This is a genomic window from Limosilactobacillus walteri, from assembly GCF_014830205.1.
In the GTDB taxonomy this organism is placed as follows: Bacteria; Bacillota; Bacilli; order Lactobacillales; family Lactobacillaceae; genus Limosilactobacillus; species Limosilactobacillus walteri.
Genome location: NZ_QORN01000010.1, coordinates 77,327 through 93,313 on the forward strand (window position 1 = coordinate 77,327; position 15,987 = coordinate 93,313).

At 40.5% G+C, this 15,987-nt stretch carries 9 protein-coding genes and 1 pseudogene; 5 read left to right on the top strand and 5 right to left on the bottom strand.

The features are described from left to right. Window positions 1-128: 128 nt before the first annotated feature. From DTK66_RS03495 to DTK66_RS03505, 4 genes and pseudogenes are all read right to left on the bottom strand, one after another. On the bottom strand, window positions 129-1,499 hold the full coding sequence (locus tag DTK66_RS03495; RefSeq protein WP_191667791.1) for an SLC45 family MFS transporter: 1,371 nt from the start codon (window positions 1,497-1,499) through the stop codon (window positions 129-131). A gap of 218 nt (window positions 1,500-1,717) precedes the next feature. Then, window positions 1,718-2,488, bottom strand: a complete 771-nt coding sequence (locus tag DTK66_RS03500; protein WP_368356239.1) for a substrate-binding domain-containing protein — start codon at window positions 2,486-2,488, stop codon at window positions 1,718-1,720. Between the two features lie 143 nt (window positions 2,489-2,631). Next, window positions 2,632-2,721: pseudogene (locus DTK66_RS11165) on the bottom strand (LacI family DNA-binding transcriptional regulator); the annotation flags it as partial. An 87-nt stretch (window positions 2,722-2,808) separates the two neighbouring features. After that, window positions 2,809-3,720: a LysR family transcriptional regulator gene (locus tag DTK66_RS03505; RefSeq protein WP_191667792.1), complete on the bottom strand. Its 912-nt coding sequence runs from the start codon at window positions 3,718-3,720 to the stop codon at window positions 2,809-2,811. A 113-nt stretch (window positions 3,721-3,833) separates the two neighbouring features. Here DTK66_RS03505 and vprA point away from each other — a divergent pair, with 113 nt between their 5' ends. Then, window positions 3,834-5,288, top strand: coding sequence for a vinyl phenol reductase (vprA, locus tag DTK66_RS03510; RefSeq protein WP_191667793.1), 1,455 nt, complete (start codon window positions 3,834-3,836; stop codon window positions 5,286-5,288). 68 nt (window positions 5,289-5,356) lie between these two features. Here vprA and rlmD read toward each other — a convergent pair whose 3' ends face one another. Then, window positions 5,357-6,751 carry a 23S rRNA (uracil(1939)-C(5))-methyltransferase RlmD gene (gene rlmD, locus DTK66_RS03515; RefSeq protein WP_153930014.1) on the bottom strand — a complete coding sequence of 465 codons (1,395 nt, stop codon included), beginning with the start codon at window positions 6,749-6,751 and terminating at the stop codon, window positions 5,357-5,359. A gap of 276 nt (window positions 6,752-7,027) precedes the next feature. On the opposite strand from rlmD, the gene DTK66_RS03520 reads away from it, so the two are divergent. From DTK66_RS03520 to DTK66_RS10955, 4 genes are all read left to right on the top strand, one after another. After that, a complete protein-coding gene (locus DTK66_RS03520) occupies window positions 7,028-7,603 on the top strand; it encodes an NADPH-dependent FMN reductase (protein WP_153930015.1) in 576 nt (191 codons plus the stop codon). After that, entirely contained in the window at window positions 7,600-8,850 is a 1,251-nt protein-coding gene (locus tag DTK66_RS03525) for an NAD(P)H-dependent oxidoreductase (protein ID WP_191667794.1), read from the top strand. The genes DTK66_RS03520 and DTK66_RS03525 overlap by 4 nt, the downstream gene beginning before the upstream one ends. A gap of 2 nt (window positions 8,851-8,852) precedes the next feature. Further along, a complete protein-coding gene (locus tag DTK66_RS03530) occupies window positions 8,853-9,779 on the top strand; it encodes an FAD:protein FMN transferase (RefSeq protein WP_172468074.1) in 927 nt (308 codons plus the stop codon). Window positions 9,780-10,012: 233 nt separating this feature from the next. Next, window positions 10,013-15,987, top strand: a 5,975-nt coding sequence (locus tag DTK66_RS10955; protein WP_225208978.1) for a Rib/alpha-like domain-containing protein, incomplete at its 3' end; no start/stop codon positions are given.

Genomic DNA, 15,987 nt, shown 5'->3' on the forward strand with positions numbered 1-15,987 from the left:
TGCTTGCCAATAATATTGCTTAAGTGGTTAGCGTGAATTTGAAAGTTGATTATGAAATAAAAAGGCAGCGAGTGGGCCAGAAAGCCATAAATGACTTCTGACACGCTCACTGTCCGATTGAAGATATTTTATTCAGCGTAGGTTTCCTTGATAAAGAGAACTGCAATGGCTCCCAGGAGAGCAGAGATTCCAGTGATAAGCATCATGTTTACTTGGGAACTGCCGAGTAAGGGGAATAAACCAAAACTAAGCAGGGAAGCAACCATTTGGGGAACACAGATTGAACCATTGAACAGTCCAAGGTAAGTTCCCATGTGCTTACCAGAAAGGGCGTTGGTAACCATTGTTAATGGGTAGGTATTCATTGCAGCCCATGCAATCCCAATCAAGGTAAATGAGAAGATGAGGGCGTTTTGCGAATGAATGAAGAAAATTGAAGTATAACCGATGGCACCAAGTAATAAGCTAAGCGAATATCCAGCCTTATGGTGATCGTTTGGTACCTTGGCAAGGACATATGACCAAATAACAGCGGCAATTGATTGAACAGCAGTCATAACCCCGTACCAGTTACCCGCGGCTTGGTAGGCAGCCGAAGAAGCATCAGTCGTTACCCAGACGTTTTTGGCAATGGCACCAACAGCGTAGGTTGAGAGGTATTGGAATGAGAACCAGCAGAAGAATTGAACTAATGCTACATTCCAGAATACTTTCGGCGCGTGCTTCAAGAGGGTGAACCAGTTACCGCCTTCCTTATTATCAGCTTCAGAAATACCGTAATAACGAGCATAAGTTGCGGGATCGTATTCGTGAACCCGGAAGATGGTGAAGAGACAAGTAATAACTAAGATCACTGCACCCACATAGAAAGAAATGACAACCGATTGGGGAACGACACCTTTCTTAGCAGTGTTTGAAACACCCCACCAAGTTAACAGGAAGGGGAAAATCGCTGCTAAAACAGCACCAGTGTTACAAATTAAACTCTGAATACCGTATGCATAACTCTTTTGATCGTCATTAACCATGTCACCGACCATCATCTTAAATGGCTGCATGGCCATGTTAGATGAAAGGTCAAGGAAGGCCACGGTAATTGCCCCGAACAAGAGAGCCGCAAATGACCCATAGCCGAAGCCTAAACTACCAGAGTTTGGCAAGAGGATCATCACAATCACGGCGATAATCATCCCGATGAAAAGATATGGTAACCGCCGACCGCCGAGCTTTGGTGCCCAGGTACGGTCAGAATAATAACCGATGATTGGTTGAACAATCAAACCAGCAAGTGGTGGTAGTAAGAAGAACCATCCTAAGTTGTTGGGATTGGCACCAATCGTTTGGAAAATCCGGCTCATTTGTGAACCTTGCAACGTAAAGGCGATTTGGACCCCGAGGAAACCAAAGTTAATCATCCAAATTGTGCTCTTTGGAAGGATCGGCAGTCCACTCGTCGAAGTTTTGTCTTGATTAAGTACAACGGACTCGTCCTGACTCATTACAAACAACTCCTAACGAAAAAATAAATAATAATTGCTCTCGAGCTAATGTAAGCTCTTACACGCATAATATAGCAGATAAAATTGAATGGTGCAACCGGTTGCAAAAAATAAATAAAAAAGAGAGCTTGTGACATCAAGCTCCTAATATAGTCGAAAATTCCATTGCGCAGTACACAAAGGAAAGGGAGAGATAACTAACTTGCCTCGTTTAGATATTAGGGGATCTTGGTTGCAATTTTGCGGACGCTATCCCGAGGGGTTACTTGGATGGGAATAAATTCTGAACCACGATTGTTAAGAAGACTTTTAACCGCGGCTAATCCCATTTGATAGAAGTTTTGGGTAATGCTAGTAATCGTCGGAATTGTAATATCACAGAGAAAAGTTCCGTCAATACTAATTAATGAAAGATCGTCAGGAATACGAATATCCAGCAACCGTGCTTCTCTAATCACGCCAACTGCAACCATATCACTTGCCGCAATGATGGCATCAAGGTTCTGATCGTAGAGTGCTCCTAAGATATTTTGCTGGGGACCAAAGCTATAATCACCATATTTAACCCAGTCCTTTTGGGGGATTAATCCATACTCGCGCATTGCCCGTTGATAGCCGTGTAGTCGCTGTTTACCAGTTGATGAATGGTCGATTCCAGCCAGCCCGATTCGCCGGTGTCCGCGTTCGATGAGGTATTTGGCGGCCAAGTAACCGATGCGCTCATTATCTGAACTAATAAATTTAAAATCGGTATAGCGCGGATCATCTTCATCATAGACTGAAATAAGGCGACAAGGGGTACTGGTTTCCCTTAATGTCGTGGCGGCTTGGTCATCAAGGGAGGTAGCGACTAATAAAATGCCAGCAACATGTCGCTCAAGGGCAACGCTGATTGCTTGGTTGAGCAAGCGGGCATCGTGATTTCCAGCATAAAGAATAAACATCTGGTAGCCTGCCCTGTCGGTTTCGGCTTGGATAGCAGCAATGATGTCGTTCGAAAAATTCGTTTGAGTATTATTAAAATAACCGCAATTAGCTTACTGCTATTAGCAGCAAGTTCAGCGGCGGCAAGATTCTTTTTATAACCTAGTTCCTTAGCAATCGCTTCAATTTTGGCCGCGGTTTCAGGCCGATAAGATTTTTCCTTCTTTGAAAGGACACGGGAAACAGTGGCCGTTGAAACGTTGGCCCGTTGAGCAATATCTTTAATTGTTGGCTTCATAGCTTGGGCCTCTTTCACTAATTTATTGTTAATTCTATTATAAGGAACTTTTATTTATATGTAAACGTTTTCAATAACGAATAATCGTTAATTGTTATTAAGCTTTTCTAAAAATTGGCAGAAATTATGAAGACCGTTAATATTATTATCTGGACGATAGATTAATTGAATCGTATAACTTTGAGATGAATGTTTAGCAGGGCTATTAAGGTGACGAAAAATCACCCAATCATTAGAAAATATAGGTAAACTTTCGGGATAAAATGCGATTGCCTGTTTTAGCGCTACAAGAGTTTGTAATTGTTCAATCGTTCCGATTCGCTGGATATTGTAGGAGTAATCATGAGGTAGTGTCGCAAGAAATGCTGATTGGAGGTAAGTTGAGTTTTCGTTACTGTAATACAAAATTGTTTGACCGATAAGATCCTCGGCTGAGAGTGACTTTTTAACGGCAAGCGGGTGATCTTTACTAATTCCCAAAACCATTTGACCTTCTGCAACCTTTAAACTATTCAAACCGGTATTTGCTAAATGTTCATGTGTTCCGTAGTCAAGAATATAAGCACAATCAAGAATACCAAGAGTAACATCGGCGATTAAGTGTTCAATACTTGCTTCGCTAACATGGAAATTAATTGGTTGATCTACCATTGTCGTTTGATATTTTTTGATATTTGCTACTAATAACCGTCCCTCGAATGGTGAAAAGTATCCTACACGGAGATTTTGTAAATTGCTGTTAGTAATATCGTGTAATTTTACAACACTGTCATTTAATTGATTGATGAGTTCGTTTACTTGTTGTGAAAAATAAGTGCCAGCATTGGTCAATGAAATTTTATTACTACCTCGAAAGAATAATTTTACTCCTAATTCGTTTTCTAAATTAACCATTTGCTTCGATACGGTTCGCTGAGAGATGAATTTTTGGTCAGCAACTTTTTGAAAACTACCAAGTTGCGCAACGGCTAAAAATGTTTTGAGCTGTTCAACTTCCATTTAAATATCCTCCTACCCGCAAAATTAGTACGGCTACCAAACTTATTACTCATATTAACACTTTCACAAAGTGATTATAATGAAATTACAACTAAAAGAAAAAGGTGAAATCGATGAGAAGCAAGAAAAAATATTATGATGTCGTTGTTGTTGGAACTGGTGCAGCGGGAATGGCTGCTGGCCTCACCGCAGTTCAGGACAGGTATTCTGTGCTAATGCTTGAGAAAGGAAGAACTACGGGAGGCAGTACCAACTATACTGAGGGGTTATTTGCAATTAATTCATATTTACAAAAAGAAAAGGGAATTGATATTAAGGCTACTGATGTGCTTAGTGAAGAAGTGAACTACTCTAAATATAAGGCTGATTCTCGAATTTGGCGTAATTATATTAATAGTAGTGCCGAAAATGTGCAATGGCTTCATGATCAAGGAGTAGAATATGAAGGCGTTCAAGCGATGGGAGCAGGCGAGGCTACATGGCATATCTATAAAGGAATGGGCTTCAGCGTTATTCATGATGCCCTTCAACCACGATTTGAACAAGGTGGTGGGGAAGTTCTAACCCTTACTCGGGCAGTCAATCTAACTAAAAAAGCTGATGGCAATTTTGAAGTAATGCTTCGTGACAATCGAACTAAAGAACGGTATAAAGTAAACGCCCGTGCGGTTGTTTTAGCAACTGGTGGCTATTTAAATAATCAGCACTTAATTAAAGAAGAGACTAGCTATGATGAACGTCGATTAGTTCCTGTGAGTTCAGGAAAAGGAACTGGTGATGGTCTTGAGATGGCTTGGCATCTTGGTGCCCAAAAGAGTGGGATGGGGATGGCAATGTTATTTGGTGGGTATCTAAAGGATGAAAAAGAGCCATCATATAAGATGATGTCATCCCAAATGAATACAGCCGCTGGACAACAACCACTTTTATGGGTGAATGAAAATGGTGAACGATTTGTTAATGAAGAAGTTGTTTATAATTTTTCGTTAGCAGGCAATGCTCTTTACACACAAGCACAAGTCTATAGTATCCTTGATCAGTCAATAATTGATAAAATGGCGAGTGAAGAGAATTTTATGGGGCTAGGAATTTACGTTCGTCGTGGGCAAAAGATGGATAAGCTCCAAACAGAACTCGATCAAGCAGTGGCTGATAAAAAGTCATTTATTTTCAAAGCAGATACTATTGAAAAACTCGCAAGAAAAATGCATGTGCCAGTAGCTAATTTCCAACAAACAATTAACCAATATAATGAATTTGCTGATAAAGGAATTGATAGTGATTTCGGAAAAGATCCTCATTATTTACAAAGGGTTACAACTGGACCGTTCTATGGATTTAAACTGAATATCGGTGCTTTTTGTACTATGGGTGGGTTGAAAGTAACGCCTCAAAATGAAGTTCTAGATACAGATTACAAACCAATTACTGGACTATATGCAGCTGGAAATGATGCTTCTGGACTAGTCGGTGATACTTATGGACCAAATATGCCAGGAACGTGCGTTGGATATGCGTTTTATTCTGGTAGGAATGCTGCCCAAAATATTAATAACTATCTTAAATAACTAAAAAAGGCTGAGCAATCAACTCAACCTTTTTTATCTCAATATGGCATAGCGCAACGGCTAGCTAGTTATTTCCGCAATGATAATTTAACAACGGCCTCACAACGGGCTGTTTGTGGCATCATATCGATTGGCTGGATATAGTCAACGTGGTAAACGCTGGTTAGCCGTCGAAGGTTTCGTGCTAACGATGCCATGCCACAGGAAACATAAGCGAATTTACGTGGCTTAACCTTTAAAATTTGTTTGATTAATTGATCATCAAGACCGGTTCGTGGCGGATCGACAACAAGAGCATCGAATTTTAGCCCTTCTTTTTGCCACTGGGGGAGGACTTCCTCTGCCTTGCCAACTTCATAGCGGGCATTAGTAATCCCGTTTAACTTAGCATTTTCATTTGCATCCGCGACTGCTTCGGGGATAATTTCCATTCCGCGGACAGCCTGTACCCGTGGCGCTAGTGATAATCCAATTGTACCGATCCCAGCGTAAGCATCAATCAATGTATCGTTTTTATCCAGTTCGAGGGCATTTGCCGCTTCTTCATATAAGACTTCTGTTTGCTCGGGATTTAGTTGCAAGAATGATCGCGCGGAAAGTTTGAAGTCAAGACCCATCAGACTTTCAAGAATTGAATCTTTACCAGCGAGATGAATCATCTGCTCGCCCCACACAAGCGGGGTGTCACCAGGATTGACGTTTTGCATTACTGACACAACTGCCGGTAGCTCTTTAGCGATCCGTGCGAGTAATTCGCGCTTGTGAGGAAGCTTAGCCGAATTAGTAATGAAAGTCAGCTGTACTTCACCCGTCGACCAAGATTCGCGGACAGCGAGGGTTTTAATAATGCCACTGTTGTGTTGCTCATCGTAGACAGGGATTTGCAGGTCCTCAATCATCTTAACGACTGCGCGGACAACCTCCATTGTTCGTGGCATCTGAACCGCGCACGTTTCCATATCAACAAGAGTGTGGCTATTGGGCTGGTATAAGCCAGCTGCAACTTTTCCGTTGACCATTCTTACTTGGAATTGAGCCTTATTCCGATAGCCGTATTGTTCAGGGGCCGCGATAGTAGGACGAACCTCATAGTTTCGGTAACCATATGGCTGAAATTTTTCAAGGCTGTCAAGAATGACCTGTCGCTTAAACTTTAATTGTTGCTGGTAAGCAAGGTTTTCCAGCTCGAAGCCACCAGCAATATCGGCATATTCGTCACGAGGAGTTACCCGGTAGCGACTCTTTTTCCGAATACGGTGGATTTTTGCTTCGAGATAGCGGGGGAGAACCCGCGTTACTTCAGCGACCACAACTTCATTTGGCAAGGCACCGGGAACAAAGCAGACTTTGTGTTTATAGTAACCAATTCCATGCCCATTGACACCAAGCCGCCGAATAGTAAGCGGAAATCTTTTGCCTACCCATACATCAACGTCTTGTTCACGTTGTTTTGATTGCGTCATATTATTTCTCCGTTCTTTAATAGTAATGTGGTTAATATTTTAACACATCGATAATTAATACCGGATAAATATACAGATATGTCGGGTGCTATTTTCGATATTTGGAAAAAGATGAATTTATACTAAAGTTTTTAAAATAGTTCATTTTTATAATCAGATCTTATGAAAATATCTAATAAGTATGCATATTACTAATGATATGTTTTTTAATCGGTTAAAATATAGTAGAATAACAATGTGAAATGTTGCATAAATAACTTAAAGGAAGTGACACGTTTGAAAATTGCTGCAATTGCCGGGTCCAACGCAAATCATTCTTACAACCGGATGTTGCTAGAATTTATGGCCCGTCATTTTAGTGATGATGATATTGATGTGATCGATATTCGTCAAGTACCAATGTTTAATGAAAATTATAAGGGTAAGATTCCTGAGGTTGTTGCCGATATTGATCGTCGTGTTTCAAGCGCCGATGCTGTTATTATTGCCAGCCCAGAATACAACCATTCGATTACTTCGGCATTAAAGAGTGTGGTTGAATGGTTATCTTATGAAGTCCACCCATTAGAGGATAAGCCAGTGATGATTATTGGGGCTTCTACTCATGACCAAGGATCATCCCGGTCGCAAGTACAATTACGGGATATTTTGATTTCGCCCGGAGTTAATGCCTACATCTTCCAGAACGAAGAATTCTTTATGAGTGATGCTGCTAATATTATTGATGATAATGGTAATATTACCAACGAGATGACGATTCATTTCTTAGAAAAGTGCGTGCGTGAGTTTAAGCGCTACGCCAAGGCAATTAACCAGATGGTTGCTGAAAAGAAGGAGGCGGGTAAGCAATGAAAATTCTCGCATTAGTCGGTACAAACGCAAAATTCTCCTACAATCGAATTTTACTGAAGTACATGAAAAAGCATTTTCGGCAAATGGCAGACATTGAGATTTACGAAATTAGTAAATTACCTCCTTTTAGTGTCGATGTTCCGCTTGCCGAACAAACAGAAGTGTGGAAATTAAAGCAAAAGGTGAAAGCCGCTGACGGGGTCATCTTTTCCACGCCCGAATATGACCACGGAATTCCCGCAGCCTTAAAGAGTGCTGTTGAATGGCTTTCATACCACACGAATGTTTTATCTCATAAGCCAACGATGGTCGTTGGGGTATCATACGGTCGCCAAGCATCTGCCCGTTCACAGGTTCAAATGCGCCAGATTTTGGTTTCACCCGATTGTGATACCAACCTCTTACCAGGAAATGAAGTCTTGATTGGAAATGCTAGTCACTCATTCTCAAAGGACGGTCGGTTACTCGACCCACAAATGCGTGACAACCTTGAAGACTGCTTTACTCATTTTGTGGAATATATTCAAATCTTTGAAAGTGTAAATAAGGAGGGACTGGATATGTCCATTAAACAACCAACGATCAGTGAAGCCTACATTAACTTCCCTACTGGTCGGTTGACATTAAAAGAAGTTCAACAAATCTTCAGTACAATCCCATTTGAAATTGACTTAATTGACAGTACCGACCATTTCGCATGGTTCTCTGACAAGCCAAATCGGGAACACGTTCGGAATGTAGCTTCTCTCGGGGAAACTGTTCAAGAATGTCATCCACCGTTGGCTGTTCCGGCTGTTATGAAGATTATTAACAGTTTCCGAAATGGTGAAAAAGACGTTGTTACCCGTCCATTATGGATGAATGGTCACCGTTCATTGATTCAATACTACGCTTTACGTGATGTTAATGGTCATTACCTTGGCACCATCGAATTTACTGGTAGTGTGGAATACATTCTTAACCTCTTCGAAAATGGTGCATGGAGTACTGATGGTAACACTGGTGCTTCTAAGCATGAAGATGCTAGCGACAACAGTGAAGAAGCTGACAGCGTAGACGCATCAACTGGTGCTTCAGAATCAAGTGAGGATGATAACACTGACAATACTAGTGAAGTGGTTGCGATCCCAACACCAGCAGCAAATGACGATACTGATGCGGACGCTACAACAGGCGCATCCGATGCGGGCAGCGTAGACGCAAATGATGACGAGGCAGATGCGACAACAGGTGCATCCGAAAACTAATTATGAATAATGAATTGATGGCGCAACGGCATGTGATGACTCATCATGCTCTCGGAACTTGCATAAATTTAACGATTTTTGGTAACGAATATTTTTCGTTGCTAAAGAAGTCGATGGACCTAATTGATCATTATGAGGATCAACTAACAGTTAACCGTAATGAATCAGAAGTAATGTCGGTGAACCATGGTGCAGGTAAAACCCCGAAAATGGTATCGTCAACGACTTTTGATCTAATTGAACTGGCAGTGAAATATAGTCGCGAAAATTTCGGCTTTAATGCGTTGATTGGTCCGTTAGTAAAACTATGGAAAATCGGTTTTGTGGGAGCACACGTGCCAAGTGATGCCGAGATCAAGGAGCGGTTAAAGTTGATCGATCCTTATAAAGTATTGCTAAACCGAGATGCGCGGACGGTATATTTAGAAGAGCCGGGGATGGAATTAGACCTTGGCGGAATTGCGAAGGGCTATATTGCGGACCGTATTCGTGATCTTTGGATTGAAGCTGGCGTTCCCGCGGGAATTATCGACTTAGGGGGTAACCTCCTATTTGTTGGTAGGTCACCACGGCGGGATGATGGGCAGTGGATCATCGGTGTGCAGGATCCGCAACTGCATCGTGGTGAAAATTTGGCAACTGTCCGCGAGCCGGCTTGTTCGGCAGTTACATCTGGGATTTATGAACGATTTTTGATTAAAAATGGTCGTCGTTATCACCATTTACTAGATCCTCGGACTGGATATCCATTAGAGACTGATTTGAGCAGTGTGACTGTTTTTACTGATCAATCGGTAATGGGTGAAATTGAGGCTAAGCGACTCTTCTTCAATGGTGAACCAATCACAGGCTGGGAAGCACGTCCTGGTAACCGTGGCGCTATCTTTATTCATAATGATGAATCAATGGTAAATGTTGGTTTTGAATAAAATTTAATTTCATTTAAGCGTAGGTAAACGAAATGTTTACCTACGCTTTTTTGCTTATTACATGATTAGTTTTTCATGTAATAAAATATTTTTAAAAATTTCTCCTCCTTACTCTCGCAATAGTTCTATAAATATCTGCGAGGCTTGCCGATTGAAAAAAAAAAAAAACGCATATAATTCAGGGCGTAAACTAATAAATTAAGTTATAGTTTATTATTAGGAGGGATAATTGTATGTTATCGAAGAATAATCGAAAGGAACAATTCCGGAAACAAGAGCCGAAAAAGCAACGTTTTGCAATTAAAAAGCTCACTGTCGGAGTTGCTTCAGTCCTTATTGGTTTTACATTCATGGGGATGAATGCTTCTGCTGATACAACTGCAGAAGCAAATAGTGAAGCTGGGAGTCAACCAGTAGCAGAAACACAAAATAGTGCTTCTAATCAGGCTAACAGTCAAGCAACATTAACTACTCCAAACTCACAGGGTATTCAATCAAGCGATAATCAAACTGTTTCTGCTGCACCTGCTTCAGAAACAGCTGCTCAAAAGTATGAAAATGCTGTTTCAGATGCAATTGAGCAAGCTACTAAGAAGGCTGCAGCTGCAAAGAGTGGTGACGCTTCAGTAACAACGCCAGCTTCATCTTCTGCTGCTTCAGCAAGTTCGGCAGACGATCAGCAAACAACTAGTTTTAACGTTAAAGCTAATGTGGGCAGTGCTAACGAACAAAAACTAGCTTCATTATATGGATCTTTTGTTCAAATGCAACCTGTAGCAGCTACGCAAGAAACTCAAAAGACTTTGCGGGGTACACAAACTCAAGATGTATCAGATTGGCAAGGCTTTGTTAACGCTATGAACGATTCTAGCGTTGGTACTATTAAGTTAACTAGCGATATTACCGTTGCTAACAAGGGTACTAACATTAATGGTATTAGGCGTCCTAATCCAGTTGTAAACAGCGGAAAGATGAATTTAACTGGCTCTAACATTTCTGGGGGATTAGATATTGATGGTCAAAATCATACCATTAATTTTGGAGCTAATTATCTGAGCTTTGATACTAATAATCAAAAGAATAGTAATCCTTGGGACATTGCTTTCAAGAATTTAACTATTAATGCTGATGGTTATGATAACAGTTGGGGTACTTTGGGTGGTGCATTTAGCCCAATTTATATGGGCGGAGATGATATTAACACTAGTCTTTTAGCTAAGAACAAGGTTACCTTTGAAAATGTGACTGCTGATGTTAAAAACGGTGCCTTTTATAACACTACTATGGCTCAACAAGTTACTGATAATCCATACACTACAGTAACTTTCAAGGGCAATAATAACATTACTGTTGAAGCTGTAAATGTTGCTGGAAATCAATTGTATAACTATTCTAGTGCTGTTTCGGCTTCACACATTGTTTTCGCTGATGGTACTAATACTGTCTTTAATGTAAGCAGTGCGAAAACCAACAATGACCAAAATGCTGGTGGCAATATTTTACGTGCCAAAGTTGAAGATAGTTCAGATACTACTCCAGCAATTGATGTACAACAAGGTGCAACTGTTACCTTAAATGGTAAGTCCACTGATGTTAAGGGAATGCTCGTAAATAATGCTATTACGGGTACCGTACAAGTTGATGGTAACTTAAATGCTAACATGGCTGACGGTCACTCAATGGCTATTTGGGCTGGTAACTTAAACATTGGTAAGGCTGGTGTTGTTAACATTAACACTAAGCAGAGCAATGATGGTAGTGGTTTAAACGGTGTAACTAATTATAATGGTTATCACTTTGCACCAATTTCGCTGGGTGTTGGTTTTGTAGCTAACGTTACAAACGCTGATGCAAATACTTTAGATAACCAAGGTAAACTAACGATTGTACGTAGTGGAGACAATACTTCAACTTCACCATTAATTTCTTTTGGTAGTGGAAGTGCTGCCGCTCTAACAGGTAAATTTACTTTAAACGTTACCGATGGTGCAACTTTGGACCTTCAGGATTCAGCTCAATCTTCAATTGCAGGTGCCACTACTAATACTCCTAACATTGGTTTAATTACTATGTGGGGTTCAGGTAGTTCATCGACTGCAAATAACATTAATATTACTAATCCTGCTTATGTCAATTTACAACGGACTGGTAAGCAAACAGGTACTTTAATACGTCTTGAAAACTTGACTAACCATGTTACTGTTCAAAGTAATGGTGCTAATAACCCGTTACCACTGGCACAATGGGACGAGGGTAACTACAACAATCCATCATACTACTGGTACATTAATAACCTTACATCGCATAACAACTGGGGGAACAATTCAATCAGTGGTTTTGCTAAACAAGGTCAAACTGCTGGTGCAAATAAGGCTGGTGAAGCTAAATTCCTTCACTCAAATGGTATTGTTACCATGGGTGGTAGCCAAGCAGGTTTAAACCAATATCAATACACTGACGGTACAATTACTCAAGGCCAACCAAATCCGGGTGTACATTATCAAACACCATACTTAAATAAATTCTTGAATAACTTTAATTGGTGGACACCACAACAAATTTCTATGGGGACTAACCTAGAAACTAAAGTAACACCAACTGATTCAGAAAAGTATCAACCAGTAGTTCAAACTATTGATGGTAATACTAACCAAACTTTAAAGGATTTAACTGCTAAAGCTGGTATTAAGGGCTTGCTTTCTAGCAATGGTACTGTAACAACTGATCTTTCTTCTGTTAAGAACGTAGGTTGGTATGATGCAGCTACTGATGCTAATGAGTGGAAGAGTGTAATGGGCAATGAAGCCGAACCAACTAACCCAACCGGCAATCTTAAGACTACGGATACTTCAGCTTGGGCAAAAGTAACCTACACTGATGGTTCTGTTGACTTTGCAAATATTCCATTGAAGATTACTGAACCAATGGCAAAGCTTTACAATCCATCATACAAGCCAGTAAACGTTGAACAAGGTCAGACTGCAACTGGTGACCCATCATTTACTGATCAAGATGGTAAGGATGTAACTGCTCCAACTGGAACTACCTTTACCACGGGAACTGATACACCAGATTGGGCTTCGATTGATCCATCAACAGGTACTGTAACTGTTGAGCCAAGTACTGAGGTAACACCAGGTGCTTACAATGTTCCAGTAACTGTAACTTACTCAGATAAGAGTACCGATGAAACTACTGTGCCAGTAATTGTTAGTAAGGCAGGACAAACTGTAACTTGGGGTGATAATGGTGCAGTTGTAACTACTGTTGATACTTCTAAACTTAACGCTCACGAAACTACTGAAAATTCACAAGTACTTTCTCCAGCAACTGTTGTAACTGCAGAAGGTTACGAATTAACAGATGGTAAGATTTCAACTACTGCTACGCCAATTACGATTGATCCATCAACTGTTAGCTGGACTACAACTCCAAATACTAATGTTGAGACTGCAACTGCAGCTGGTAAGGAAATCACTGCCAGTGTTACTGTTGACTTCACTAATAACGATGCAGCAAAGAACATCTTAGGTTCAAAGAATGGTGTTGTAACTACTAATCCATTTACTATTGATGCTAAAGGTGCAGGTGCTAAAAATGTCGCTACTCCAGTTAATGTGGCACTTGGCTCAGCCTTAACTAATGAACAATTTAATCAATTAGTGGAAAACAAGATCCCAACTGACGAAATTGCAAGTACTACTTGGGCAACTAAACCTGATGAACAAGGTCAAGGCGGCGTAATCAAGATTACTTTTAATGATAAGGATGCTAATGGTAATCCAACTTACTTAAACGTTAACATTCCAGCAAGTTCAATCAAGGTAACTACTGATGCAGAAACCAATACCCCACAAGGGCAAGATGTTTCAACTAAGGTTGGAGAAGTTCCTGATGCTAAAAAGGGCATTAAGAATCCAGATACTTTACCAAGTGGTACAACTTATACTTGGCAAAATACTCCAAACACTACTACTCCAGGTAAGAAACCAGCAGTTATTGTAGTAACTTACCCAGATGGTTCTAAGGACGAAGTTCCAACTAATGTAGTTGTTAATGCTAAGCCAGAAATTAAGACGATTACTACCACTGTTGGCGGTAATCCAGCTGCCACTGAAGGAATTGCCAACTTGAATAATGGTGGTACTACTCCAGTTGACGGTTATCCAACAAGTGCAACTTGGACTACTAAACCAGATACTTCAAAGCCTGGTGCAACTACTGGCACGGCAACTGTAACTTATCCAGATGGTACTACTGAAACAGTAACAATTCCGGTTGCTGTAAATGGTCAAGGAGATGTTACTGTTATCGATAATGGCCATGTCTTCAGCCTTCATGCCAATAATGTTGTAACTCACAAGACCTCAGATAAGAACATTATTGGTGGACCAGTAATTGAAAACTTCAAGTTAAGCTACTACCAAGGTGGTCAAAACTACAGCAAGCCATACATTTACACTTTGAATGCCGACAAGACTGCATATGTTCTTACCCAAACTGGTGATAATCCGGCTGGTGTAACTGTTAATGCTCCACAAACTATTAATGCTAGTGACATTAAGATTAGTTGGACTGAAGCAGGCAAGGTTCTATTCAATAATGCATTAGGTGCAATCAAAGGTAATGGTCAACCATCAAGCTTAGTATCAGACAACAATGGTGGAACCAAGACGATTACTTATACTAACTGGGTCAATAATCAATTTGGTTATCCTAAGTATTCAGCTGTTGTTAACAGCTCGAGTGTAAACTGGCCAATTTATGGTAAAGGTCCAGTATCAACTTATCCATTCCCATCAGTTTATATTTATGGTGCAGAAGCTAACGGTACTATTCCAAGTGTTAACTCCGACGTTACCGATTTGAAGACTGCTTTAGGGGATGCTTCAAAGCTTGTAAACACTAATGATTTAACTGCTGATCATAATTCTGAAATTAGTTCAGTTAACTGGCAAACTTTACCAAGTCTTGCTGAAGCTAATGCTAAGGCTCCTGCAACAGTCCGAATTAACTTCACTGATGGTAGTTATCTTGATGTTCCAGTAGCTGTAAATGTAATCAAGGTTGATCAAGGTGTTGATGATAAGACTAACCACGACATTTATCGTGATATTACTCGTACGATTAATGTTGAAGGCGAAAGTACTCCAGTTGTTCAACACGTAATTTACAGTCGTGCTAAGATAACTGATCTTTCTAAGCCAGCAGGTCAACAAACCAGTTACACTGATTGGGCAGCTGCTAAGAATAGTGAAGGTCAAGCAGTAACGAACTTCCCACAATATGAAGTAACTAAACCCGGCTACACTGCTACTGCAACTGGTGCAACCATTGAAACTGTTGATGGTAAGCAATATGTTCCAGCTTCAGCAACAATTACTCCAGATTCATCAAATGAAACTGTTGATGTAACTTACACTGCTAACGAACATACTTTAGTAATTAATTATGTTGACGGTAATGGCACTGTGGTAGGTACTTACAATGTTCCTGGTAAGACTAATGAAACTGTTAATGTTGATGTACTTGGACATGTTCCAACTAACTGGAAACTAGTTCCAAAGCAACAAGTTATCGGATCTTACAAGTTCAGTTCAGATGATCCACAACCTGTAGACTACAAAGTTGAACACGGTACTAAAGTCGTTCCTGTTGACAAGAATAACAAAGATACTTACCGGAAGATTACCCAAACCATCCAAGAAGTACCAGCTGGCAAGACTAATGCCGATATGCATGTTGTAAGAACTGCTTCAGTTGAATTTGAACGTACTGGTGTGAAGGACTTAGTAACTGGGAAGACTACTTGGAACGCATGGAATTCAAACAGTGAAACTTTCCCAGTTTACAACATTAAAGAACAAAAGGGCTATGACAGCTATGTAAATGGTGCTAAGGCAACCGAAGTAGCAGCAGTAACAGTAAATCCGGATTCAAGCAATATTACTGATAGCATTACTTATGTAAAACAAGCTGCAACTCCAGTGCCATATGATCCTTCAAATAAGGATATGAATAAGTCAGTAACCCGTACCATTAACTACGAAGTACCAGCAGGACATGAAGCAATTGCCCCTGTAACACAAACTGTAGAATACACTCGTGATGTTAACGGTGTCGCAGGTTACCAAGATCCAGTGACTGGTGAGATTACTTGGAATCCATGGCACGTTAAGAGTGGTAAAGCAGAATTTGCTTCAGCTAG

Excerpts from the sequence above, each read along its gene's own strand:
- DTK66_RS03525 (WP_191667794.1), top strand. The coding sequence starts at position 7,600 with ATGAAAATTCTCGCATTAGTCGGTACAAACGCAAAATTCTCCTACAAT.
- rlmD (WP_153930014.1), bottom strand. The coding sequence starts at position 6,751 with ATGACGCAATCAAAACAACGTGAACAAGACGTTGATGTATGGGTAGGC.
- DTK66_RS03505 (WP_191667792.1), bottom strand. The coding sequence starts at position 3,720 with ATGGAAGTTGAACAGCTCAAAACATTTTTAGCCGTTGCGCAACTTGGT.
- DTK66_RS03495 (WP_191667791.1), bottom strand. The coding sequence starts at position 1,499 with ATGAGTCAGGACGAGTCCGTTGTACTTAATCAAGACAAAACTTCGACG.
- vprA (WP_191667793.1), top strand. The coding sequence starts at position 3,834 with ATGAGAAGCAAGAAAAAATATTATGATGTCGTTGTTGTTGGAACTGGT.
- DTK66_RS03530 (WP_172468074.1), top strand. The coding sequence starts at position 8,853 with ATGAATAATGAATTGATGGCGCAACGGCATGTGATGACTCATCATGCT.